The following is a 22,511-nucleotide window of genomic DNA, read 5'->3' as shown; positions in this document are numbered from 1 at the left end:
CAGCGCCTGCCGGATGGAGTATTAGCCATGAACCTAGAGCAACTGAAGCAACTGGCCACTGCCGGCACCGTCAACGAACTCGAACTGCTGTCGCTCGAAGGCGGCTTTTACGTACTGCGTGCGTTGACGGCCGACGGTCCGCAGACGTTCAGCGATGCCCAGGGGCAGGCGGTGCGCCTGCGGTCGATGACGGAGCTGCGCGAGCTACTGGCCGATGTGCCGCCTGTGCCATGCATGCTGGTGCAGCATGTGGTGCATGACGAGATGTGCGGCCAGCGCGATGGTCCCCTGGCGCCGCTGCGCGTCCCCGTGACCCTGGCAGAGCAGTGGTAGCTCAGTCGGTGCAAACGATAGACGAGAGCCGCCTGCAAGCCTGGCAAGCCCTGTCGCAGTTCTTTCTGGACACCGAACTGACAGAGTCGAGCCTGGCGTGGGTGGCTAGGGCCGTGGCCCAGAGCCCCTACACGCTTGATCAATTGCACAGCATCCTGTGGCATGAACTATACCCGGCATTGCATTGGAACCTCAGGTCCGTGGCCGGTGAGTGGGCAGGCTGGACGGATGAGTTCTTGACCGAGCACGTTAAGGTGCGGCCGTTCGAGCCGGCAGTTGCGCGCTGCGGGGCGGTGGGTGATGAGATCGCACAGTGCTGGGAACGGACGGTAGCAAAGCTTTCCGTACAGGGGCTAGGCCGCGCCGAGTAACCGCAGCAACTGGGCGTGCTCCCAAGTGCTCATCAACGCAACCGGGTCGGTGCCGTAGTGGTGATGGGTGTTTAACGCGTAAACACGGCCGTCGGGGCTGAAACAGCTGATGAGGTGATCTAACGCGCCGGCTTCATTGCGCAAGGTGAGTATCCAGCCGTCTGCTTGCACGGTCATGGATCCACAGGCTATTTCTGTCCAGCTTGGTTCGCTTACGCGCTGTAAGTTCCGGATCCCGAGGGCGATATCGCGCAATATCTGGTAGACCTCACGAGTTGCCAGGGAAGGTGTTGTCACGCTGATGGTCCGTACTCGATTGGGTTGCAAGTCAGTTAGCCCATGGCACTTGAGCCAGCCATTAGGCTCAGAGACTACAACACCCATTATGTGCGCGTGGCCGTTTTTTGATAGCCTCCTATCGTTCTGGAGGAATTGTATGACAGCCGATAGCCGATCAAAACTTGCCGCCCGCTATGGTACCGAAGAGGTATCGCCGCTCACCCAATGCAATGCAGTGATCGAGCAGTTGCTCGACCATCGCAGCGTACGGGCATTTGCGGACCGATCGCTGCCTGATGGTACGTTGGAAGCTTTGGTTGCCGCTGCCCAGTCTGCGTCCACGTCTTCCAACCTTCAGGTCTGGAGCGTGGTGGCAGTTCAGGATCCCGGCCGCAAGCAACGGCTGTCGGTGCTGGCGGGCAATCAGGCTTATATCCACCAGGCACCCCTGTTTCTGGTCTGGCTTGCCGACTTGTCACGGGTGTCGCGCATTGGCGAGCAGCATGGTGTGGCACTAGAAGCATTGCCTTATCTTGAAAGCTTGTTGCTAGGCACCATCGATGCGGCACTCGCGGCGCAGAACGCGGTCATTGCCCTGGAGTCCCTGGGGCTGGGGAGCGTTTACATTGGCGGCATTCGTAACGACATCGAAGGTGTGGCCGCGGAGTTGGACTTGCCTGCTCATGTCTATCCCGTGTTTGGCTTGTGTGTCGGCTACCCCTCTGCGGATCGGCCCGCCAAGGTCAAGCCGCGGCTACCGCAGGAGGTCGTGTTGCACCATGAGACGTACTCGACCGCTCAGGAACAGAGCTTGCTGTCCCGTTACGACGAGCGCCTGGGGGCGTTCTACCACCGTGAAGGCATGAAAGCCTCGGGGTGGTCGGAACAGGTCGTCAGCCGGCTACGAAGCGTTGCCAGCTTGCATGGGCGGGAAGCGCTGTTTGATGAATTGAAGCGGATGGGGTTCGGGTTGCGGTGAGGCGGTATTCACCGACCGATCACAGCGCATCTTCGTTTGAGAGACCCTAATGAATAGCTATCTTCAGGAAGTTGTGGACTTGCACCACCTGATCGAAGCACGGTTTGCCCAAGGCGAGGGTTCGGTTGAAGCGATCATGCAGCACTCCATAGCTATGGCCCATAAGCTGATGGCCATGACCCCTCCGACCCAGGCGATGACACCGTCAAGATGACTAACGGCGACCTTCAAGTTGTCATCTGCAGGGTCCCGGACTACGAACTTGGATAGGCTACGCAGTTGCGCGTGACTCCAGCGTCCAGTGCTGTCGAGTTTGAGCAGGTACTCCACCAGTGAGCGGCTGGCGCTGATGCCAGAGGCCAGTCGAAACACTTCGATATCGAGCGCTTGATCCAGATATCGAGTAAGCTCGCCATTACCGGCCTCTGACCGCACGTTTTTGAGTCGATTCATGCGCTTGCGAACGAAATATTTGTCATGCCAATCCAAGGCTTTGGTGAGCTGATTAACCCATTTCGCACCTTGGTAAACTATCGTCGCAAGCGCGATATCAGAAGGAGGCATTGGCGCTGGTTTCCGATCTTGCCCGGCTACTTGAGCAGCTTGATCTAAGCAAGGGATATTCTCGTGGCGCTCAAGCAGACTGAGCGTTGGAGGGGCAGGTCGCACAAGCCCTGGCGGCAGATCCCGACTGACCTTTCACAAGGGCCAGCCATCGAATAATCAAGTACCGTTATTAAGGCGCGGCCATTGCTGTGATAATGCGGTCAATCATAGGGGTCCCTTCATGCTGACCATCTCCAATTCCGTACAACTGCCGGACGCTGAAGTGGAACTGACCTACGTGCGCGCCCAGGGCGCAGGCGGGCAGAATGTCAACAAGGTGTCGAGTGCCGTGCACTTGCGATTCGACATTCCCGCTTCTTCATTGCCTGAGTTCTACAAAGGGCGACTGTTGGCATTACGAGACAGCCGCATCACTGGGGACGGTGTGTTGATCATCAAGGCTCAGCAATACCGTACCCAGGAGCAGAACCGGGCTGACGCGCTGACGCGTCTGACCGAATTGATCGTGAGTGCAGGCAAGGTTGAAAAGAAGCGTCGGCCTACCAAGCCGACACTCGGTTCCAAAACGCGCCGCCTGGAGGGGAAGGCCAGGCGTAGCGGTATCAAGGCGGGCAGAGGGAAGGTGGAGTTCTAGCCGGGATCCATAATGCTCTCCAATATGCCTTATCTACTGCACCAATCGTGATTTAAGTGGAAAGCCCTAAAGTCCCGTATTTCATAGGCCAAATCGATCCCTTCGATAAATTAGTGGAATTATTTATGGTTTTTCCGCTGAATAAACAAAATAGATCGTGATATTCCACCGATTAATTTCTCCAGATTCGTGATTTTCCACTTATTAATTGAAGCGCCTTTTGACCCAATATGTGCGTAATTCTCACAAAATTTTCAGCTCGACGAATGGGGTCGAGCGTATCCGGTGACTCAGAAACTGAGTGGCGCCAGATCCCAAGCACTACGACCTCTTCGTCTTGCTTGAAGCCTTTGACCATTCGGGCTGGTTCGCCTAAATGCTGACCTCCAAACTGATGCCATTGGATGGGTTAATTGGATCGGCGTACACCAGGCCTGTCTTTAAGGGCGTATCGCACACTCTTGATACGGCCTTGGGTCGCAATAGGGGGCTGCAAAGTGTTCTGTGGCACACCGTGATAAGCGTGTCACTCCCTCAGGCGAAGAAATGAGGGACCGTATGCGTGCCTCTATCCTGTCCTGAAGAAGCAATCTCACATCAGGATCCGACTCTCCACCTGATCTGCTAATGATCCCCGCACTATCGTTCGTAGGTATTACCACCAGTGCTGATTTTGTAGATGGTTTCCGAATAGGGAAGACGTGCAATGATGGTCGTGACGTTCACCACACCCGCCATGGTCATCCCTCGGCACATCAGGCTGACATAGCCTTGGACAACACTATCGAAGGACGTGATCCGACTTCAGGCTAGGAAGGCGTTGGAATCAGGAGCGATCACCCAGGAAGAGTACGACCGCCTCATAGAAATGCTTGACGAAGTCAGCGCGCCGCCTCCTCCAGGTTCTGCAAACGTGAGTAAAAACAAACAAGGTTATTGAAAAAACATTCATGGCCAGGGGCACACTTAGTCACCTTCCTGACGGTAGTGTACCCTGGATTCTTGGCGTCAACCCCATTCATAAATCGCAACAATTTGCGTGGTGCGTTTTTCGCTCGGCCAGAAGCCTTTTTCAGGGAGGCAGATCATAATGTCGCCCCGCTTGAAGCCGCCGGCTCAACCGTTACCATCTCGCCCAAGGTCAGGATCCTAGATCCAAATTCAATTGCACTAAATCAAGGTGGTTCTAATGATCTGGTTTCTACAGGGTCAGGCTTCTCAGCGCGACATCATTCTGGGCGCCTTGGAGGCACTCCCAGCCGACGTGCGCGTATTCGCATCCCATGGGGGTGACCGGCCGGAGATCACCGGTTTGGCTCACGGCAGCTTTAAGGAGCCTGAAGACCGCGAAGATCGCATCGACTGGGTGCTCCGCACTGCAATCGAGAACTCGATTAAGGTGGTCTTAGCTGGTCGCGTTGGGGGCGCGTATGAGAGCCGTCGTGCGGATTTTGAGCGCGCAGGCATCACGCTTGTTACCGGCGGTATGAGCAAGCGCACTTTTGAGCTGGTTGACGACAAGGCCAATTTTACAGCCGAGGCAGAACGCGCTGGGTTGGCTTGCATCCCCGCTATCCCGGTTGAAAACCCAGACCAACTACGCGCTGCCTATGAAACCTTGAGTCCGACTTCAGAGGTTTGCATCAAGCCGGTTGTTGGCATCTATGGACAGGGATTCTGGCGGTTCAAGGCCGGGGTTGACCCATTCCGCTGCTTTGCGAACCCAGATGCTCGAGAAGTCGACTTCGAGACTTATCATCGGATCTACTCGGCCGGGCCAGCTCGTGAGCCGATGCTGGTAATGCCCTACCTCCCAGGGCCAGAGTGCTCCGTAGACATGGTTTGTGAGGGCGGCAAGGTAGTAGCGTATGTCGGTCGCCGGAAGGCCGGAGCGCACCAAACTTTCGAGCGAGACACGCCTGCAACCGATCTGGCTGTCGCCGCGGCTCAGCATTTCGGTTGTGACGGCATCATCAACGTCCAGACCCGCGATGGCGCCGATGGGATGCCAAGGCTTCTAGAGATCAACCCACGATATTCAGGTGGTGTTGGCTACACCCGTGAAGCTGGTGTCAACCTGGCGGGTATCTTCGCTGCGCGCCGGCTTGGCCTCCCAGAACCACAGATTTCTTGGAAGGAGGGGGTGCGAATTCGGGCGATCACTATTGCCGTTACGGCCCCAGCTGGGTGATAGAATGGCCATCATTCTGGTACCACGTGTACCAAATCTAGATTAAAGTTTCTGTCTACTCAGGGAGCGAGACATGCTGACGCCAGGCGCCAATGTTGCACTTTCTTCACAAAAAGCATCGTGGACGCTGGAGTCTTCGCAGCAGAATGCTTTTGGCTCGACCGCAGCTGTCGCGCTGATCCCTGTTGATGACAAACGATCCCCAAGGGGAGCTGCCGCTCTCTTTCATATTGAGCAGCCCGCTTGGATGCAATGGAGTGGCAGTCGGGAGCAGGTCGGCTGCTCGCTTCAGCTCGGGAGCCTGCCTGCCGGCAGTGATCGCGTTCTGCTGATCGTCTACAGATATTCCAACCTCGGGCCGGTTAGCTCTCTTGGCCACCTGAAGCTCAAGGTTGATCAAACGGTTTCATACAACCTAGATACCAGCGCGTTTGGCGAGAGCGCGTTGATATTGGGCGAGTTCTATTCCCGCGGTGGACAATGGAAATTTCGGGCCATGGCAGAAGGCTCAGCCTATGGCCTGGCGGCGTTTGGCCGCAGGCTCGGGGTGAAGATTGACGAAGCCAACCCTGACCATCCAGAGGTTGGGAGTCGTGACTCTCGCCCTAATGGCGGTGCAACGGCCGCCACTGGCACTGGCTTTGCTGTGTCCAGCAACGTGCTGCTGACCTGCGCCCATGTCATCGAGGGGATGTCGTCGATTGAGATCAGTTCCTTCAATGGTCGGTACCGAGCTGAGCCAGTGATGGTCGACACTTCAAACGACATTGCATTGCTCCGAGTAGATGGTGCGCCATTGACGCCCGTCCAGTTCGCCGCAACCGGCGGCTGCTCCCTGGGCGACGCAGTGACGGCGATTGGCTTCCCAATGTCGGGATTTGCTGGCGGTGGTGCGCATGTCACTCAGGGCGGCGTCTCCGCCCTGTTCGGACTGCGTAATGACTCGAGCCTCTTGCAGTTCACAGCGGCAATTCAGCCCGGATCGAGTGGTAGTCCACTGTTCGACTCGCGGGGGAGTGTGGTCGGCATGGTTACTTCAACCGTGCCTGATGCGCAGAACATGAACTTTGCAGTCAAGTCCCATTTGCTCGGCGCCTTCTTAGAAGCTTGCCATATCCACATCACAGTCAATGACTCTCATGCAGCACAGACACCTGCCGATATAGCGAGGGGTGTTCAACCGTCGCTTTGGAAAATCGAAGCGCGAAATTAAATGCTGCAGGCCATTGAAATTAAAAGTGCGCACGTTAGGTTCACTACTATCGTCCACGGAACTCCAAAATGGAGCATAGTATAGTGAATCAAGCGTCTACAAAGTTGAGCGCCACGCTGAAGCGCGGCATTCTCGAAGTTGATGTGCATCAGGCTTCCATTTCGCCTGAGTCTCTTTTTGGCTTTGCCGAGCGCCGCAATCCGAAACGAGCATTTTTGTTTGTTTCTCGGGTGCTGGGTAAGCACATTCCCGTCAAGCCATCGGTGATGCAGCAATCCTACAAGGCCTTGGCTGCACAAATCCCATCCGACCTGCCAGGCCCTGTACTGGTCATCGGTATGGCAGAGACAGCTGTCGGCCTGGGGGCGGGCGTTCATCGCGCCCTGAGCGAGTCACGGGCTGACACCATGTACATCGTCAGCACCCGCCACCCGGTAGGCGTTCAGATTTTTGCTCGTTTTGAAGAAGAGCACAGCCATGCCAGTGCACACTTGATTCATGAGCCTTCCGAACCTCAACTCTCGGAAATGATGCGCAGCGCCAAGTCGCTGGTGCTCGTTGATGATGAGGCCTCGACCGGTCGCACGTTCATCAATCTACACCGCGCACTCGTGGACGCTGGGCTCAACCAGATCGAGCGCGTTGTCACCTGCGTGCTGACTGATTGGTCTGCGGGCGCTGTGTCGAGCAGCATCGGCGAAGCGGCTGCACAGGTATCCCTGCTGAGTGGCGCTTACAGCTTCACCGAAGATCCTGAAGCTCCGCTTCCTGAAATGCCGGACACCGGCACTGTGGCCGCGGGGGATTGGGCTGTAAACCCCGAAAACGACTGGGGCCGACTGGGTACCCGTGGGGTAGCAGACACCCTGGGGCTCAACATCGCTGTCCAGCCGGGTGAGCGGGTCATCGTCCTCGGTACCGGTGAGTTCGTTTGGAAGCCCTTCCTGTTGGCTGAACGCCTTGAACGCGCTGGCGCCGATGTGCATTTCAGCTCGACTACCCGTTCGCCAATTGCACTTGGTCATTCGATTGGGCACGCGCTGAACTTCTCAGACAACTATGGTCTGGGCATCGTTAACTTCCTCTACAACGTGGCACCCGGGCAATTCGATCGAGTGCTGATCTGCAGCGAGACGGACGCACAGGCTGTGCCGGCTGCTTTGATTGAAGCTTTGAACGCGGAGGTGATCGTCGATGGCAAATAAGCGCCCGCTGGCTCTGGTCGACCTGGACGACACCCTCTTCCAAACCGCTCGAAAAATGCCTGAGGGCACTTCGCGCTATCCGGCGTCCTTTGACGTTAACGGTGAAGTGAGTGGTTACCAGACCGAGATGCAGAAGCAGTTCCTTGGGTGGCTTCTGGCAACGACTGATGTGGTACCCGTTACTGCGCGCAGTGCCGAGGCCTTCAACCGTGTTCGTCTGGATTTCACTGGCCCTGCTATTTGCTCCCATGGCGGCCTGATCCTGAATCCCGACCGCTCCGTCAATATGGACTGGCATGGCGTGATGAATGGAATTCTTTCGGCGTTCCAGGACCGCTTGCCCGTGCTGTGTGAGACGGCGTTGCGTATTGGGGACGAGCAAGGTGTATCGCTTCGTGGCTGGGTTGTGGAAGAGGCCGATCAGCGTCACTACGTTGTGGTCAAGCACAACAACGGTTCTGACGCTGACCTGATTCTGGTGCGCAATAAGCTGAGAGAAGCTGGCCTGATCGAAGGCATGCACACTCATTCCAACGGCAACAACCTTGCCCTGTTACCTGCAGGTCTGTCCAAGCGCGTCGCTGTTGAGCACTTCCTCAAGCAGGATCGTGAGTTGAACGGGGAGCGCCCTGTGCTCGGCTTCGGCGATAGCATCACCGATCTCGGCTACATGAACCTCTGCGATTTCTGGTCGACTCCGGCGCGGAGCCAGCTTGCCGCATTGGTGGAGGACAGCATCCATGCTTAACCCGATCCTGACCTCGATGACTGTTGGTAGCGGTAGCTACTTGCCTGAGGATGTTCATTTCCTTTTGCAGCCAGTGAACATCGGCCTGACCGATGTGCTGGAAAAGGAGCGGCTGATCCAGTCCAAGCAAAAGCACTACTCGGAAATGATCAGCCAGGAAGATGCGCCGTCACAGACTCACATGCAGTTGTTCGAGCGAGCGATGACTCAGAACGGCCTGCGCATGGCGGCGGACGTTCAATCCCTGGCTCTGGCCTTGGAAGAACGCTATCAGGGTCCGACGATTGCGCTCGTGTCCTTCGTTCGCGCCGGGCTTCCGCTTGGGGTTCTGTTACGCCGTGCATTGATTGACCTGGGCCGCGATGCACATCACTACGGCATCAGCATCGTCCGCGATCGTGGTATCGACACTGTTGCGCTTGAATCTATCATCGCTGCGCACGGCGCCGAGAACATCGTTTTCGTCGATGGGTGGACGGGCAAAGGCGCAATCTCTGGGGAGATCAAGCGCAGCCTTGCAGGAGACAGCCGTTTCCCTGAAGACCCCCGACTGGTCGTACTGGCAGATCCGTGCGGACGGGCCTGGCTGGCAGCCTCGGCTGAAGACTGGATCATCCCATCCGGTATTCTCGGTGCGACCGTCTCCGGTTTGGTTTCCCGTTCGATCTGGCCGAGTGATGGCGGGTTGCATGGTTGCGTCGTATACGACCACCTGCGAGAGCACGACGTGACCCGGGCTTTCATTGATCGGATCGAAGCAGCTCGAGCTGCCGTCGAGGTAAGTCCGGCCCTGCCGTGGACACCAGAAGAGGCAAAGAACCTGCAGAACGATGCACTTGATGTCGTCAGCCGTCTTGCTGACCGATTTGGTGTGACCAATTTGAATCGCATCAAGCCCGGTATCGCCGAAGCGACTCGCGCTGTGCTGCGCCGTGTCCCAGATCAGGTACTGGTGCGGGACCGCAGCGATGCAGATGTCCAACTGCTGATCCATCTGACTGACCGTGCCGGCATCCAGGTACAGGAAGCTGGTGAAGGCTTGGGGCCCTACCGTGCCGTTACTATCATCCGGGAGGTGAGCTAATGGACCGCATCTCCCCGTGGGCACTGGGCGCGACGCTCTACATGCCTGCAACTCGAGCCGATATCGTCGAGGTGATTTGCGCTGATAAGCAGCCTGGTCTTCGCTCGCTCGTTATCTGCCTAGAGGACGCGGTTGCCGCGACCGATGTTGAGCATGCTCTGGAGTCGCTGCGCGCGATCCTGACTGCTATCGGGCCCCGAGTTAATCGCTCTCCAAGAAGTCCACTGGTTTTCGTTCGACCGCGTGATTCGAGGATGGCGGCTGTACTCAATGAGTGGCCAGAAATCACCGCAGCGCATGGGTTCGTAGTGCCGAAACTGTCCCTTGCCACATTGGGCGAGTGGGTCCGAGCAGTTACCAACCCCGACCTGCTGTTGATGCCCACGCTTGAAACCAGCGACGTATACAACCCTGGGGCGATGGGCGAGTTGGGTTGCGCGCTTCGCGCAGAGCTGGGGGATCGAATCCTTGCGTTGCGCATCGGTGGAAATGATCTTATGAGTTGCCTGGGGTTGCGCCGAAACCCGGCAACGACCTTGTATCAGACCCCAATGGGGTACGTGATCCCAATGCTGTGCGGGGTCCTTGGGGCACAAGGTTTTGCTCTTACCGCGCCTGTCTTCGAGCAGCTCGCAACACCTCAGCTGCTCGCTGAGGAGCTGGACCTGGACATTGCCCATGGGCTGGTTGGTAAGACAGCGATCCACCCGACTCAGATTGCGCAGATTCATGACGGCTTCCGCGTTCCTCTTGAGGACTACAACTGCGCCAAGCTCATCGTCGATGGTTCTGCGCCCGCTGTCTTCAAGCACAACGATGCGATGGTTGAACCAGCGACCCACTACAACTGGGCCGTCAACATCATCGAACGGGTGAAATGGCACGGAGTGAAACCCGCAGAAGCAGGTATAGCGGAGCCAGTTCGCTTGGCTGAGGCAGTTCGATGACCCAGGAATTGATTGAAGCTGGCCCGGCCTCCGGCCAGGTCCTGTCGGTTTTTGACTTCGACGGCACCCTGACGCGGCGAGACACTTTCGTCCCATTCCTGCTGTTTGCGTTCGGTAAGCGGAAGTTCGCCGCACGGGTGATACGCATGCTTCCTGCGTGCATTCGCTACCTCGGCAAGGGAATGAGTCGCGACGAGCTTAAAGCTGTGCTTGTCGCCACCTTCCTGACTGGTGTTGAGGAGGCTTGGGTGAAGCGGAAGGCTGCGGAATTCAGGCGGGCGTTTTGGGTACGGCTCATGCGGCCGGCCGGCGTAGAATCCGTCGCGTCCGAGGTTGCAAGCGGTGCCCTGGTAACAATCTGTTCAGCTTCTCCGCGGATAGTGCTCATGCCATTCGCTCAGGAGCTGGGTATCAGCTTGATTGGGACTGAGCTTGAAGTAGTTGAAGGCAAGCTAACAGGCGCGCTTAGCGGGAGTAACTGCCGCTGCGAAGCAAAGGTACTTCGCCTGGAAGCTGTATATGGCCCGCTGGCCCAGTACAAGCTACGAGCTTGGGGTGACACCCGCGGGGATCAAGAGCTACTTGCTGCAGCGCAAGAGCCGCACTGGCGGCACTTTCACCCGCGCTGGCAACGTGGCCGGATGAAGATTGAGAAAATTGGTGCGCGTGTGAACTCGACGGACGCGACCACAAATTCAGTTACGGGTGTCTCCTCTGGCACCCAACAGCACGATGACCAACAAGGAGCGTAACGATGGCACTTACCCTTTCGAAGAATCAGTCCATTTCTCTGGAGAAGACCGCGGGCTCGGGTCTGTCCAAGGTAACCCTGGGTCTGGGCTGGGATCCTGTGAAAGCTACTGGTCTTTTCGGCAAGATTTTCGGTGGTGGCGGTGGAGAGATCGACCTCGACGCGTCGTGCATCATGCTGGATGGCGACCTGAAGCCGGTCGACTTGGTGTGGTTCCGCCAGTTGAAATCCAAAGATGGTTCGATACAGCATTCTGGTGACAACCGCACTGGTGAGGGTGAGGGTGATGATGAGTCGATTACCGTAAACCTGAGCAACGTTCCTGCATCGGTCAAGCACCTGGTGTTTACGACTAACAGCTTCACTGGGCAGAACTTCTCTCGCATCCAAAATGCGTACTGCCGCATCGTCAATGACGGCAATAAACAGGAATTGGCGCGTTTCAACCTCAGTGACCAGGGTGAGCACACTGGAGTGGTCATGGCCAACCTGTCGCGCGGCGCTTCTGGCTGGGAGTTCAAAGCTATCGGTAAGACTACCCATGGCCGTACTGCTGACGACTTGGTGAACCTGGCCGTTCAGGCGGTGCGCGCATGACAACCTTGGTCCCTGGTGGTAACGCACCGGTAGCGACCGGGAGCCTGCGGGTGGAGGTGGGCTATTCGCCCATTCCAGGTGCAGACATTGATGTGTCTGCATTTGCCCTGACCACAACTGGAAAGGTCCGTGGCGACAATGACATGTGCTTCTACGGCCAGCCCAGTGTACTGGGTGGGTCGGTGCAGCTGGTTGATACGGCTGCTGGCCGCGCCGTGTTCACCGTTGACCTCAGCCGGCTGGACGCAGCTATCGAAAAGGTCGCGCTGACGGCGACCATCTACGAGAACAAAGCCAGCTTCGACCGTGTACCCATGCTTGTGGTCACTGTGTCTGGCGGCATTGAGACCCAAATCCCGACTTCGGGTATGAAGGAAACCGCGCTCATTCTTGGCGAGTTTTACCGTCGCCAGGGTGCGTGGAAATTCCGATGTGTCGCTCAGGGCTTTGCTGGTGGCCTTGCACCACTGGCAACTCACTTTGGTGTCGACATTGCGGCCCCGACCCCAACGCCAGCTCCAAGTGCTGCGCCAGCACCTGCTCCAGCGCCTACCCCAGCACCGGCCCCTGCTCCAAAGTCGACTATCAGCCTGAGTAAGGTGACCCTCGACAAGACTCGTTCCTCGATCAGCCTGGAAAAGACAGCTGCTGGGTTCGGTGAAATCCGGGTGAACCTGAACTGGAACCAAGGAAAGTCCGGCGGCTTCTTCAATCGTAGTAAGTCTATTGACCTCGATGTTGGCTGCTTGTTTGAGTTGCAGGATGGCCACAAGGGCGTGGTCCAAGCCCTTGGCAACGCATTCGGCGCCCTTGAGCACGAGCCTTACATTCAACTCATGGGTGATGACCGAACTGGCTCCGTATCCGGCGGCGAGTGGATTTACATCAATGGGAAGAAGTGGAGTGAGATCAAGCGAATCCTGGTTTACGCCTTCATCTACGACGGTGCACCGAACTGGGGGCAGACTGATGGTGTGGTCACCATTTTCATCCCTGGCCAGCCAGAGATTGAAGTCCGTTTGAACGAGGAGGGTGGAAGTCTCGGTTGTTGCGCCATTGCTCTCCTTGAAAACGACAACGGCGCCGTTAAGGTGTCTCGTAGGGTCGACTTCCATAGAAACCAAGAGCCCATGGATAAGGCCTACCGTTGGGGTCTGCGCTGGAGCGTTGGTTCCAAGTAATCCACTTTCGGGCGGGGTTTCGGTCCCGCCACTTTGAGGTACGAACAATGCTCAGTTGGTTGAAAGCAAAAGGTGCGCAAGCACGCGAGGCCCTGACTGCCGAAGTAGGCAAGCACAAGAATCGCAAGTTCATGGAAGCAACCGCCAACGGCTGCGCCATGGTAGCTGTAGCGAGCAATGGCTCAGGTCCTGAAGAAAAGCAAAAGATGATCGGCTTCATCAACAACTCCCCAGAGTTGAAGGTGTTCAGCCTGACCGACGTACTCGCCGTGTTCAACGACGCGATGAGCAAGTTCGAATTTGACCCGCAGATCGGTCAAGCAGAAGCGTTGAAGGTCATCGGCAGAATCAAAGACAACGAAGGGGCTGCGCGCCTTCTCGTACGCGTTACCTGCTCCGTCGGCGCATCCGATGGTGACTTTGATGAAAAGGAAAAGGCGGCATGCCGTCTGATCTGCATGGAGCTGGGCCTCTCCCCAGCTGATTTCGAACTTTAAGGACTGACCCGTGGAAGTTACCCATATCGGTTTCCCCCCGTTGACCATGATGGTTTTCGTCGGCATCGCCTTAGGCGCTCTGCTGCTCGACATGGTTACGCATCGCGGCGATAAGCCGGTCTCGCTGGCAAAAGCGTCTGTCTGGTCCGTGTTCTGGATTGCCATATCCCTCGCGTTTGCAGGATTCCTGTACGTTCAGCACGGGCCTGAAGTCGCCAGCCTGTTCGTCACCGGTTACGCCCTTGAGAAGGTTCTCAGCGTCGATAACCTTTTCGTGTTCATGGCAATCTTTGCCTGGTTCAAAGTTCCTGATGGCCTGCGCCACCGCGTGCTCTACTGGGGCATCATCGGCGCTATCGTTTTCCGCGGCATTTTCGTTGCGATCGGTACCGGCCTTCTGGCGTTCGGCCCTTGGGTAGAAATCGTATTCGCACTGATCGTGGCCTGGACCGCCGTCATGATGCTTCGTAGCGGCGGTGATGATGAGGAGGAGGAAGACTACTCCAAGCACATCGCCTATCGATTCGCCAAGAAACTGTTCCCGGTCTGGCCAAGGCTGCACGGCAACCAGTTCTTCGTTAGCCGCAAGGTTCTCGAGGGCGAGTTGCTGAAACCTGAGAACAAAGGCATGAGCCTGGCGGCCAAAGGTGGTTTGTTTGCTACCCCGCTGTTCCTGTGCTTGGTTGTCGCTGAAGTATCGGATGTGCTGTTTGCCTTCGACTCCGTGCCGGCTGTGATCGCGGTGAGCCGTGAGCCTCTCATCGTTTACTCCGCTATGCTGTTCGCCATTCTGGGCTTGCGTACGATGTACTTCGTACTCGAGGCCCTGAAGCGCTACCTGGTACACCTGGAGAAAGCTGTCATTGCACTGCTGTTCTTCATCGCGGTAAAACTGGGCCTCAACGCCACAGACCATATGTTCCACCACGGCTTCAAGATCGATCCAAATACCAGCCTCCTCATCGTGATGGTGGTGTTGGTAATCGGCATCGTTGCAAGTGTGATCTTCCCCGAAAAGGAAGACACTCAAGCAGAATCCAACTGAATCACTCGTACCCTAACAAGGAGTTTAAGAAATGGCTTTGACCCTGCAGAAAGGCGGCAACCTGTCCCTGACCAAAACTGACCCGTCGCTGACCAAGATCATCGTCGGCCTGGGCTGGGACCCGCGTTCGACCGATGGCACCGAGTTCGACCTCGACGCCAGTGCATTCCTGCTGGCTGCCAATGGCAAGGTTCGCGGTGAAGCAGACTTCATCTTCTACAACCAGCTGAAGAGCCAAGACGGTTCGATCGAGCACACCGGCGACAACCGTACTGGCGCTGGCGACGGCGATGACGAAGTACTGAAGGTCGACCTGAGCCGCGTGCCAGCGGACATCGACAAGATCGCGTTCACCGTTACCATCCATGACGCCGATGTTCGCAAGCAGAACTTCGGTCAGGTCGGCGGTTCGTTCATCCGTATCGCCAACGATGTGACTGGTGCTGAGGTCGTTCGTTACGACCTGGCCGAAGATGCTTCGACTGAAACCGCGATGATCTTCGCTGAGCTGTACCGTAACAACGGCGAGTGGAAATTCCGCGCCGTTGGCCAAGGCTACGCCGGCGGCCTGAAGGCTCTTGCCAACTCGTACGGCCTGAATTTCTAAGGTCCGTTATCCGTCGTTAGCACCACACGGTGCTAAAGACCACTCCATCTATTTTCAAGGGATTATCCAATGGCTGTCTCGCTGACCAAAGGCTCCAACGTATCGCTTTCTAAAGAAGCTCCTGGCCTGTCCGAAGTGGTCGTTGGCCTGGGCTGGGACCCTCGTGTAACCGACGGTACCGAGTTTGACCTCGATGCATCCATCTTCATCACCGGTGAAAATGGCAAAGTCCTGAACGACAACAGCTTCATCTTCTACAACAACAAAACCTCGCAAGACGGTTCTGTTGAGCACTTGGGCGACAACCGCTCCGGCGCTGGTGAAGGCGACGACGAGCAGGTCAACATCAAGCTGACCGGCCTGGCTGCAGACGTCAAAAAACTGGTTTTCGCGGTCACCATCCACGAAGCCGAAGGACGCAAGCAGAGCTTCGGTCAGGTGGGCAACGCCTACATCCGCGTCGTTAACAAGGCAGACGGTAAAGAGCTGGCGCGCTACGACCTGAGCGAAGACGCTTCGACTGAAACCGCGATGATCTTCGGTGAGCTGTACCGTCACAACGACGAGTTCAAGTTCAAGGCGATCGGTCAAGGTTTCGCTGGCGGCCTGAAGCCACTGGCTGAAGCCCATGGCGTTTCCATCGGCTAATTCGAGCCTGTAGGAAAAGCCCCTGCTAACACGGCAGGGGCTTTTTTTTGTCAGGTGGTTCGTTCTGACCACCTAGCTTTGCGCGCACACGTGATGCGCATGGATTGCGGAGTTTCAAGTGATTGAGAGAATCTTGGTTTCCAGTGCTGTGGTCACCATGCTGGCCGGCTGCGGCCAGGCAGCGAATGACGTACGTCTTTCCCTGGCACTCAACGAGTTAAGGCAGAACTGCTTCGGTAATGACACGTATAGCTGCAGGAGCCAAACGATCGACTTTAACCAGAAAGCCCTGGAGCTAACCGACTTCAAAAATGACGTGGCCAAAGAGAACATCACCAAGCTTTTCGGCGATGAAGGATGGTCGCTGTACAAGGATGTCGCGGACGAGTTTGTTGACGCCGGCATCGACGCCCTTGAGGACATGCGACCGAACATTTTTGCGCGTATCTTCTTCGGTGACTCGCAACCGATGTCTCCTAAAGGATTTGTGATGACCTTCAACCCTGAGGACATGGGACGGGCTTTGGGCGAGATCCAAAAGGAGTTTTCTGTTCGTGCGAAGAAGGTTGGTCTGAAGCCAGACGATCAGGCACTTCGGAGTTACCAAATGATTGCCGATGCCGTGAACGGCAAAGGTAGCCCGAGCTCTGTCGAGCCGGAGCCGAATGCCGGCGCTGATACCTTGGCAGCAGGTCCGGCCGAGCCGCAATTGAATAACCCAATTGCCACCCCACCCGCAGTCGTGATGGCTCAATCTACTGTTGCAGCCCAGTCGTTCCCTGACTTGACTGGGGCTATCAATGCGTACATCGCGGGGCTCGATACCGACGGCGGTGTAGAGTACCCAGAAGGTCGCCAAATCATTCAGGTGGACCTGAATGGTGACGGTGAGTTGGATGCCGCAGTGCTCTATACCATCGAAGGCTCAGGCGGCTCACAGTCTGCCTATCACACCCTCGCAGCGTTCTACCACGCGCCAGAGGGTTGGCAGGCTCAAGGTGGCGATGCTGCAATTAGTGGAGCCGTTCGTGAGGCGCGCGATGTCGGCAGTCGCACCATCTTCATCGACGCCCTTGTTCAGGGAGATGATGATCCACGTTGCTGCCCGACGCAGCCATACGCTCAGCGCTTCCAGTGGAGTGGTGAGAAGTTCATCGAGCTCCCAGGCGCTTAAACGCTAGTTCTCAATCGGGCGCACGTTCAGACCTTCGTATCTGCCGTCATGCGTGCCAGAGGTGCAATGGCGGTTAGCGCCCAGTTCTATAATCATGAGTCAAGGAAAAGGCTATGGGGTGGAGGTTTAGTAAGCGGATCACGATTGTGCCGGGCGTAAGGCTTAATATCTCCCCCAGCGGATTGTCCGCTTCAGTTGGTCCGAGGGGCCTAAGCATGACAATGGGACGTAATGGCACGTTTCTAAACGCTGGCCTACCCGGGACCGGGTTGTCCTACCGCCAGCGTTTGGATGGTGCACGTCATTCCCCATCCAACTCCTCCGGTTCAGCGGGCTATTCAGGGCCGATCAAGATCAGCGTGCAGGATGACGGTACGCTATTGATTGTCGATGAGGCAGGAAGTCCGGTTCCTGCAGGAGTTGTGAGGCGCGTTAAGAGCGAACAGGCTGCAGAGATTGAAGCGCTGCTCACAAAAGCTGCAGAGAGTTTGAACCAGGATCTCAATGATTGCTTGAACGTCCACGTAGGCACCCCTCGGCCGGGTACTATGCCGGCATTACCGCCTCCTTTTTCGATGCCGATTCCGACGGCGCCGACGTCAGTTGAGCCTAGCTTCGTTGATAGGTTGTTCAGGTCTGGCAAGCTAGAGGCTGACCGCCTCACCAACGAGCAGATCTACCAGCAGGATCTATCGGAGTGGGAGGCAGCCCGTGACGCGCATGACAATGAGCGCTCGGAAGCTGAGAAGACCTTTCGCCTGGCTGCGAAGGGATTCAGTGCTCATATGGAGAAAGCGCTTGATTACGTGCTGAGCGGCATAGCCTGGCCCAAGGAAACGAATGTTGCCTATCAGTTCACCTACGATGCAGCCGGGATAGCATTGGATGTGGATCTACCTGACGAGGGTGATACCCCGCGGCGTACTGCCGAGGCAAAAGGCAATGGAAAACTCACCTTCAAGACACGAAGTGATGCCCAGGTGCGACGGGACTTTGTGGGATTGTGTTACGGCTCTTTGTTCAGGGTCGTTGGCGAGGTATTCGCGCTGCTGCCGGCAATCAATCGCTGCCTGGTGTCAGGGTATGTTCAGCGTAATGACCCCGCGACCGGTCGCCTAGAGGAGCCGTATATCTTGTCTGTAGTCGTGCGACGGGAAGACTGGGACCTTTTGGACTTTGGCCGCATTGAGCACATAGATCCTGTCGGCGCGCTGAATAGCTGGGGTGCTCGGGTCGACTTGGACCGTTCTGCGCGTTTCCGGGAGATCCAACCGTTCGACCTTAAGTATTTGGGCTGAGATTAACTGCGGCACCGTGGTGCCGCAGCTTTCAAGCACTTACTAGGTGATGATCCCTTTGGCACGCGCCTCGATCAGCCATCCTGGGAATTCTTCCATCAATTTTTCGTACAGAGCTTCTTCGGTGAGATCGTGGAGGTCATCCATAGCGAAGAAGCTACAGTTGTCGACAACGCGGCCGGGCATATCGTCAAGGCGCTCCAGGATGCCGTAACCGTTGCCGCCTAAGCCTACAAATTGCCAGAAGAACGGACTGCCTGAGGCCTCCATCATCAGCTGGGTGATCTCACGGTTTTTGTGCACGCCGCCGTCGCTGAGGAAAATGATGTAGACCGGTTCTGATCCACCCAAGCGGTTATAGAAATCTATAACCATCCTCATCGCGCGTGGTTCGTCATTTACGCGCTGGCCCACATCCCACTTCCGCCAACCGCCTTGCTCAGTGTCGATGTAGTCGCTGTAGTTGGATAGAGTGGCTGGCGAGAGCTGAACTGGTTTTGCCCCAAACCCAAAAACATCCAGCTCGCCGTCATCATCGAAGGCTACGGCGATTGGCATCAGCCGGTTCATGGCCTCTTGCACTCTGCCTCGGCTGTACTGGCCATTCATAGAACCACTCACATCGAGCACGAAGCCTAGCTTCGCTCTCACCTTGGTGAGGTTGTTTTTCTCCAGGCTGATCTGAGCTTTTTTTGCCAGGCTGAGTAATGCTGGCGCTTGGGCTGCGACCTTTTTCTCGAGAGATACCGTTGCCTGGACAAGAGGCGGCGTAGCAGGTGCTGGAGGCGCGGTCGCGGGTTCATCGCTCACCTCACCGCCGAAGTGGCGCACAAGCGCGCTCAAGCCTTCTTTGAAGCCCTGCAGGTTGGCAAGCATGCGCCACTCGCCACCCTTGCGGTAAATGTCGACAACCATGATCGCCTTCTCGACGGTGAACGTGCCCCCGTCAAACTCGCACGTGGCTGCGCTTGGTGCATCAGGGCCACTCACAACGAAGCGACTGGACGAGATGTCTTTCATGGCACCCGGACCGTCAATCGCCGCGGTGAATACCAATCGATCGATCGTTGCCGGCAATGCGCCCAGGTTGATTTCGAACTGGCCTTGTCCAATCAGCCGGATGGCATCACCAGGTGCGGAGGTTTGGTTGAAGAACACCATGAAGCGGTCGTCGGACAGCTTCGATTGCTGATCAAGCCCGAAACAGGCTACGTCGATCACATTGCTTGACTGAATGGAGACCGCAACCGTGAGGCGGTCAGAAATACCTATGCTGGACAGCGGCAGGCGCTGGCCCTGTGTGATTTGCATACTGCGTCCTTGAGAAGTCAGATCCGGCGGTTGAGAAGCCAGGACAGCGCCCTGGCGGTGCCCAACACAGCTTAACGTCCGGGGGAATAACGGCGAAGGTAAAGCCTACTGGTTCGGGACCATTGGCCTATGCCGGGCGCGCAGCTTTCGGCGGACGAGGAGGGTGATCACAAGCACAAGAATGAGCAGCCCGCCGAAAAAGAGGGTAACGAAAATTGGGAAAGGCTCGATGTTGCTGGTTGTGGCCTTGATGTCGGTGATGTTTGGGAACATCGAGAAGATCTGGAAGCGCCAGCCGTAATACCTGATGACCGCGAGCTGGTTCGCGTCACGCGAGTAGTCCTGGGCCTTAGCCTGCAGGTCGGCGCTATCGAATTTGAAGTACCACGGGAATCCCCAACCGGTATCCTCATTTCGATAGACCGCTACCTCACGATTTGCGTCGGTTGAAACAGTGTTGATGAAATAGACATCTCGGGTTGGACCATCAGCCGGGTTCTCAGCGCTGATCACGCCATCTGCATCCATGCGCTTCACCTCGACACCAGTCACATGAACGACCTCATGGCGCGGTAAGTAGAAGTGGAGGCATAAACCGATTGCCGTAACCAGCACCAAGCTGAGGATTCCAAGCGAACGTTTTACCCAGGGCATCAAAGTGATCACTCTTTTGAAATTGGCAATATGCAGGGAAAGTGAGGCACCTGCGCTGCAGAGTTGTTGCAAACCGCTTCAGGCCGGCGAGTATTGATGCTGCCATATCGGGGCGGGTGGGCCTAGCATTCTTCCACCCGCCATGATGCTCAGCTGACCCTTCTGGGCAAGTCGCGTGCGCCTGGTGGCGCACGGAATAGGGGGGCTTATGTCAGAGCAGGGACTCGGTTGAATTCCAGGCATTCGCTAACAGGGGCGAACTTAGGGTTACGGCACACCCATGCAGTGAGGGCGGTGTATGCCGCAGAGAGAGCCGTGATCAATGCCATGGTTGCCTTTCGCTCACGTCGATTGCGGGCATCGGCTCTTGCCTGGGATTCGCCCTTACGACGCGCACCACCGTTGAACAGCGAGGCAATCAGCAACCCGATGACGACATAGAAGACTGAAATCAGAGTCAGCTTCGCCACCAAGGTCAGGAAGATGCTTAAGCCACCCCTGTTGTTCTTCGCAGTCGAGTAAATCGCGTAGGCAATCGAGAGGACGAAACCAGCTACCACAGCGATAGCGGATACGACGCCTGGCATTTCAAGCCAGCGACAAATCGCGCCTGTAGCGATCCCGAGCGCAGGTAGTAGGTTCGTGATCAAAGCATCTGTGTAGTCGCTGTAGATGGTTGCAGACCCGCTATGGTGGCGCACAACAGCCCAGATGGAGAGGAGTAACCCCAGCACCAGGGTGTATTTCCAGCCAGGCCCATTGATGAACCACGAAGCCACGGGATTCTGTGCTTGCTGGGCGTGGGCGCTAGTCGGGTGTATTGCCTGCGTGGAAGATGCCGTTGGGGAGGGTGTGCGCTGTGTCGCTAGTGCTGCCTGGCGTTGCTGATTAGCCAGCGCGGTGGCTTGCCTTTCGCGCTCGGCCTCCACAGCTCTACGTTGTGCCGCATCCTGTTCGTCTCGCGCCTGCATTGCTTTTACGCGCTCGGCACTTGCGATACGTTCCAGTTCCTGAATTCGAGTCCCAAGCGCCTTATCCAGGCACTTCTGGTCTTGGCATTGATTTCGGGTTTGGAGCCACTCCCTTTGCGATTGGCGGAGCCCCTCTGGGTTTGAGGAGGCAGCGACGGCCTTCTTGTATGTACGATCGAGAACTACATCCACTCCGGATAGGTAGCCATCTCGGCAAATCTCAGTCTCTGCAAAGCCCGACGCTTTCGTGCAGTCGAAGCTTGCTGCTGAAGCGCTTCCTGCGATCAAACCCATAGCCAGTGCGATTGCGCCCTTTGTAAGCATTCTGAACTCCTTTGAAGACAGCTTTTCCTGACCCTCCATCTATTGGCTGGCGGGCGACGTAGTAAAGAGCCATCGTGGCATTTTGTCACTACAATTTATTGCCTTAGAAACTGTCTTCGAGCCTCGAACCAGCCGAGTTGGCTACAGGGCTTGGGTTTGTGTGCCGTGAGCATGCATTTCGACCCACGCTAGGCGGTCCCCGCCTGGGCATGCGGTTAAAATGGGCCGACTGGGCGGCAATTGATCTGCCGCCTGCACACGCACTCATGGTTGATGAAAGACCTGCAGACCAGGTGACCCCACTTATCCGGCGTAAGGCGACAAATGAGATTTCAACCTGAATTGAAGGGCAGCCCAAACGGCACCCTGTCTGATGAAGCTATTCACAAGCACGCTGCGTACTTGTCGTCTGAGACAGTCAATGTCACCCATGATGGTTTTATGAGTCGGGCTCCGATCCTGATCGAGTACTGGAGCGACGGGGATCAGTTTTCCTTCCGCTTCAGTCCGCCGGCGTTGAGGTTTCTTGAGGAGGCTGATGATCCACGCTTAGATTTGGTGGCTGACCTCTTCTCAGGCATCGATCTTCGGGCCGCACCTCCGGCTGTTGCGACCATTTCGGAAGCTCGCAAAGCGAGAGGGCTGGTCCATGCCATGCGACTACTTGCAGAAGTGACACGAACCGCACGGCTTGAGGATAGAGCCAAACTCCAAAAAATGGCTGGAGAGATGAGCGTGAGCTTGGAGATGCAGCGCCGCGGCGTGCGTTTTTTGCCCAAGCAGGTCATTCGAAGGGTGAGCCGAAATGCAGTCAGATCGTTTGGCACTATGCACAGCACTGAGCCTAGCCAACCGTAGCTCATGAATTGCACCTCGTGATCAAGGTGATTTTCACGAAGGTC

General features: G+C 56.6%; 25 protein-coding genes. 20 read left to right on the top strand and 5 right to left on the bottom strand.

The genetic code is table 11. From position 1 onward, the window contains the following. Positions 1-27: 27 nt before the first annotated feature. Positions 28-333 carry a DUF6482 family protein gene (locus tag ACF8E5_RS10965; protein WP_058604983.1) on the top strand — a complete coding sequence of 102 codons (306 nt, stop codon included), beginning with the start codon at positions 28-30 and terminating at the stop codon, positions 331-333. A gap of 8 nt (positions 334-341) precedes the next feature. Next, positions 342-704 carry a hypothetical protein gene (locus ACF8E5_RS10960; protein WP_058637776.1) on the top strand — a complete coding sequence of 121 codons (363 nt, stop codon included), beginning with the start codon at positions 342-344 and terminating at the stop codon, positions 702-704. Here the strand turns inward: ACF8E5_RS10960 and ACF8E5_RS10955 are convergent. Then, positions 687-1,001 (bottom strand): hypothetical protein, encoded by a 315-nt coding sequence (locus ACF8E5_RS10955; protein WP_058637775.1) that lies wholly within the window; start codon positions 999-1,001, stop codon positions 687-689. The genes ACF8E5_RS10960 and ACF8E5_RS10955 overlap by 18 nt on opposite strands. A 139-nt stretch (positions 1,002-1,140) precedes the next feature. Between ACF8E5_RS10955 and ACF8E5_RS10950 the strand changes: the two genes are divergently transcribed. Beyond that, complete coding sequence (locus ACF8E5_RS10950) at positions 1,141-1,962, top strand: NADPH-dependent oxidoreductase (RefSeq protein ID WP_392475263.1); 822 nt, start codon at positions 1,141-1,143, stop codon at positions 1,960-1,962. 63 nt (positions 1,963-2,025) lie between these two features. Here ACF8E5_RS10950 and ACF8E5_RS10945 read toward each other — a convergent pair whose 3' ends face one another. Then, entirely contained in the window at positions 2,026-2,526 is a 501-nt protein-coding gene (locus ACF8E5_RS10945; RefSeq protein WP_196185865.1) for a hypothetical protein, read from the bottom strand. Positions 2,527-2,749: 223 nt separating this feature from the next. Between ACF8E5_RS10945 and arfB the strand changes: the two genes are divergently transcribed. From arfB to ACF8E5_RS10865, 16 genes are all read left to right on the top strand, one after another. After that, positions 2,750-3,163, top strand: a complete 414-nt coding sequence (gene arfB / locus ACF8E5_RS10940; protein WP_058604619.1) for an alternative ribosome rescue aminoacyl-tRNA hydrolase ArfB — start codon at positions 2,750-2,752, stop codon at positions 3,161-3,163. 1,189 nt (positions 3,164-4,352) lie between these two features. After that, the gene (locus ACF8E5_RS10935; RefSeq protein WP_197844487.1) at positions 4,353-5,354 is read left to right on the top strand and encodes an ATP-grasp domain-containing protein; all 1,002 of its coding nucleotides are present in this window, start codon (positions 4,353-4,355) and stop codon (positions 5,352-5,354) included. 73 nt (positions 5,355-5,427) lie between these two features. Beyond that, positions 5,428-6,567, top strand: a complete 1,140-nt coding sequence (locus tag ACF8E5_RS10930) for a trypsin-like peptidase domain-containing protein (RefSeq protein ID WP_197844486.1) — start codon at positions 5,428-5,430, stop codon at positions 6,565-6,567. 68 nt (positions 6,568-6,635) lie between these two features. Next, a complete protein-coding gene (locus ACF8E5_RS10925; protein WP_196185868.1) occupies positions 6,636-7,772 on the top strand; it encodes a phosphoribosyltransferase domain-containing protein in 1,137 nt (378 codons plus the stop codon). Continuing rightward, entirely contained in the window at positions 7,762-8,520 is a 759-nt protein-coding gene (locus ACF8E5_RS10920; protein WP_196185869.1) for a trehalose phosphatase, read from the top strand. Before ACF8E5_RS10925 ends, ACF8E5_RS10920 begins: the two co-directional genes overlap by 11 nt. Continuing rightward, positions 8,513-9,604 carry a cysteine protease StiP domain-containing protein gene (locus tag ACF8E5_RS10915; protein WP_197844483.1) on the top strand — a complete coding sequence of 364 codons (1,092 nt, stop codon included), beginning with the start codon at positions 8,513-8,515 and terminating at the stop codon, positions 9,602-9,604. The genes ACF8E5_RS10920 and ACF8E5_RS10915 overlap by 8 nt, the downstream gene beginning before the upstream one ends. Beyond that, positions 9,604-10,551, top strand: coding sequence for an HpcH/HpaI aldolase/citrate lyase family protein (locus ACF8E5_RS10910; RefSeq protein WP_197844482.1), 948 nt, complete (start codon positions 9,604-9,606; stop codon positions 10,549-10,551). The genes ACF8E5_RS10915 and ACF8E5_RS10910 overlap by 1 nt, the downstream gene beginning before the upstream one ends. Continuing rightward, positions 10,548-11,303, top strand: a complete 756-nt coding sequence (locus ACF8E5_RS10905) for an HAD-IB family hydrolase (RefSeq protein WP_196185872.1) — start codon at positions 10,548-10,550, stop codon at positions 11,301-11,303. The genes ACF8E5_RS10910 and ACF8E5_RS10905 overlap by 4 nt, the downstream gene beginning before the upstream one ends. Positions 11,304-11,305: 2 nt before the next feature. Further along, positions 11,306-11,899, top strand: coding sequence for a TerD family protein (locus tag ACF8E5_RS10900; RefSeq protein WP_014753726.1), 594 nt, complete (start codon positions 11,306-11,308; stop codon positions 11,897-11,899). Then, complete coding sequence (locus tag ACF8E5_RS10895; protein ID WP_196185873.1) at positions 11,896-13,080, top strand: TerD family protein; 1,185 nt, start codon at positions 11,896-11,898, stop codon at positions 13,078-13,080. Before ACF8E5_RS10900 ends, ACF8E5_RS10895 begins: the two co-directional genes overlap by 4 nt. 47 nt (positions 13,081-13,127) lie before the next feature. Continuing rightward, complete coding sequence (locus tag ACF8E5_RS10890) at positions 13,128-13,577, top strand: tellurite resistance TerB family protein (protein ID WP_196185874.1); 450 nt, start codon at positions 13,128-13,130, stop codon at positions 13,575-13,577. Positions 13,578-13,587: 10 nt separating this feature from the next. Then, complete coding sequence (locus ACF8E5_RS10885) at positions 13,588-14,622, top strand: TerC/Alx family metal homeostasis membrane protein (RefSeq protein WP_196185875.1); 1,035 nt, start codon at positions 13,588-13,590, stop codon at positions 14,620-14,622. 31 nt (positions 14,623-14,653) lie between these two features. Then, positions 14,654-15,229: a TerD family protein gene (locus tag ACF8E5_RS10880; protein ID WP_014753722.1), complete on the top strand. Its 576-nt coding sequence runs from the start codon at positions 14,654-14,656 to the stop codon at positions 15,227-15,229. Between the two features lie 69 nt (positions 15,230-15,298). Beyond that, complete coding sequence (locus tag ACF8E5_RS10875) at positions 15,299-15,877, top strand: TerD family protein (protein ID WP_196185876.1); 579 nt, start codon at positions 15,299-15,301, stop codon at positions 15,875-15,877. 118 nt (positions 15,878-15,995) lie between these two features. After that, positions 15,996-17,051, top strand: a complete 1,056-nt coding sequence (locus ACF8E5_RS10870) for a hypothetical protein (protein WP_196185877.1) — start codon at positions 15,996-15,998, stop codon at positions 17,049-17,051. A 113-nt stretch (positions 17,052-17,164) separates the two neighbouring features. Then, entirely contained in the window at positions 17,165-18,349 is a 1,185-nt protein-coding gene (locus tag ACF8E5_RS10865; RefSeq protein ID WP_196185878.1) for a DUF4236 domain-containing protein, read from the top strand. 42 nt (positions 18,350-18,391) lie between these two features. On the opposite strand, the gene ACF8E5_RS10860 is transcribed toward ACF8E5_RS10865, so the two are convergent. The 3 genes from ACF8E5_RS10860 to ACF8E5_RS10850 all read right to left on the bottom strand — a co-directional run bounded on the left by ACF8E5_RS10860 (position 18,392) and on the right by ACF8E5_RS10850 (position 21,609). After that, on the bottom strand, positions 18,392-19,660 hold the full coding sequence (locus ACF8E5_RS10860; RefSeq protein ID WP_392475262.1) for a VWA domain-containing protein: 1,269 nt from the start codon (positions 19,658-19,660) through the stop codon (positions 18,392-18,394). 105 nt (positions 19,661-19,765) lie between these two features. After that, positions 19,766-20,314, bottom strand: a complete 549-nt coding sequence (locus tag ACF8E5_RS10855; RefSeq protein ID WP_197844493.1) for a DUF1523 family protein — start codon at positions 20,312-20,314, stop codon at positions 19,766-19,768. A gap of 206 nt (positions 20,315-20,520) precedes the next feature. Further along, positions 20,521-21,609: a lysozyme inhibitor LprI family protein gene (locus tag ACF8E5_RS10850; protein ID WP_196185881.1), complete on the bottom strand. Its 1,089-nt coding sequence runs from the start codon at positions 21,607-21,609 to the stop codon at positions 20,521-20,523. A gap of 324 nt (positions 21,610-21,933) precedes the next feature. Between ACF8E5_RS10850 and ACF8E5_RS10845 the strand changes: the two genes are divergently transcribed. After that, positions 21,934-22,467 (top strand): hypothetical protein, encoded by a 534-nt coding sequence (locus ACF8E5_RS10845; protein ID WP_196185882.1) that lies wholly within the window; start codon positions 21,934-21,936, stop codon positions 22,465-22,467. The last annotated feature ends 44 nt before the right edge of the window (positions 22,468-22,511 follow it).

It is taken from the genome of Pseudomonas sp. WSY_20 (genome assembly GCF_043104335.1).
GTDB lineage: Bacteria > Pseudomonadota > Gammaproteobacteria > Pseudomonadales > Pseudomonadaceae > Aquipseudomonas > Aquipseudomonas parafulva_B.
The sequence above is the reverse complement of the archived record's forward strand: the minus strand, read 5'-3'. Positions and strand labels throughout refer to the sequence as shown.

Bases quoted from the DNA above. Each gene is read 5' to 3' on its own strand.
- ACF8E5_RS10965 (WP_058604983.1), top strand. From the start codon at position 28: ATGAACCTAGAGCAACTGAAGCAACTGGCCACTGCCGGCACCGTCAAC.
- ACF8E5_RS10950 (WP_392475263.1), top strand. From the start codon at position 1,141: ATGACAGCCGATAGCCGATCAAAACTTGCCGCCCGCTATGGTACCGAA.
- ACF8E5_RS10945 (WP_196185865.1), bottom strand. From the start codon at position 2,526: ATGCCTCCTTCTGATATCGCGCTTGCGACGATAGTTTACCAAGGTGCG.
- arfB (WP_058604619.1), top strand. From the start codon at position 2,750: ATGCTGACCATCTCCAATTCCGTACAACTGCCGGACGCTGAAGTGGAA.
- ACF8E5_RS10935 (WP_197844487.1), top strand. From the start codon at position 4,353: ATGATCTGGTTTCTACAGGGTCAGGCTTCTCAGCGCGACATCATTCTG.
- ACF8E5_RS10930 (WP_197844486.1), top strand. From the start codon at position 5,428: ATGCTGACGCCAGGCGCCAATGTTGCACTTTCTTCACAAAAAGCATCG.
- ACF8E5_RS10925 (WP_196185868.1), top strand. From the start codon at position 6,636: ATGGAGCATAGTATAGTGAATCAAGCGTCTACAAAGTTGAGCGCCACG.
- ACF8E5_RS10920 (WP_196185869.1), top strand. From the start codon at position 7,762: ATGGCAAATAAGCGCCCGCTGGCTCTGGTCGACCTGGACGACACCCTC.
- ACF8E5_RS10915 (WP_197844483.1), top strand. From the start codon at position 8,513: ATGCTTAACCCGATCCTGACCTCGATGACTGTTGGTAGCGGTAGCTAC.
- ACF8E5_RS10910 (WP_197844482.1), top strand. From the start codon at position 9,604: ATGGACCGCATCTCCCCGTGGGCACTGGGCGCGACGCTCTACATGCCT.
- ACF8E5_RS10905 (WP_196185872.1), top strand. From the start codon at position 10,548: ATGACCCAGGAATTGATTGAAGCTGGCCCGGCCTCCGGCCAGGTCCTG.
- ACF8E5_RS10900 (WP_014753726.1), top strand. From the start codon at position 11,306: ATGGCACTTACCCTTTCGAAGAATCAGTCCATTTCTCTGGAGAAGACC.
- ACF8E5_RS10895 (WP_196185873.1), top strand. From the start codon at position 11,896: ATGACAACCTTGGTCCCTGGTGGTAACGCACCGGTAGCGACCGGGAGC.
- ACF8E5_RS10890 (WP_196185874.1), top strand. From the start codon at position 13,128: ATGCTCAGTTGGTTGAAAGCAAAAGGTGCGCAAGCACGCGAGGCCCTG.
- ACF8E5_RS10880 (WP_014753722.1), top strand. From the start codon at position 14,654: ATGGCTTTGACCCTGCAGAAAGGCGGCAACCTGTCCCTGACCAAAACT.
- ACF8E5_RS10875 (WP_196185876.1), top strand. From the start codon at position 15,299: ATGGCTGTCTCGCTGACCAAAGGCTCCAACGTATCGCTTTCTAAAGAA.
- ACF8E5_RS10865 (WP_196185878.1), top strand. From the start codon at position 17,165: ATGGGGTGGAGGTTTAGTAAGCGGATCACGATTGTGCCGGGCGTAAGG.
- ACF8E5_RS10860 (WP_392475262.1), bottom strand. From the start codon at position 19,660: ATGCAAATCACACAGGGCCAGCGCCTGCCGCTGTCCAGCATAGGTATT.
- ACF8E5_RS10855 (WP_197844493.1), bottom strand. From the start codon at position 20,314: ATGCCCTGGGTAAAACGTTCGCTTGGAATCCTCAGCTTGGTGCTGGTT.
- ACF8E5_RS10850 (WP_196185881.1), bottom strand. From the start codon at position 21,609: ATGCTTACAAAGGGCGCAATCGCACTGGCTATGGGTTTGATCGCAGGA.
- ACF8E5_RS10845 (WP_196185882.1), top strand. From the start codon at position 21,934: ATGAGATTTCAACCTGAATTGAAGGGCAGCCCAAACGGCACCCTGTCT.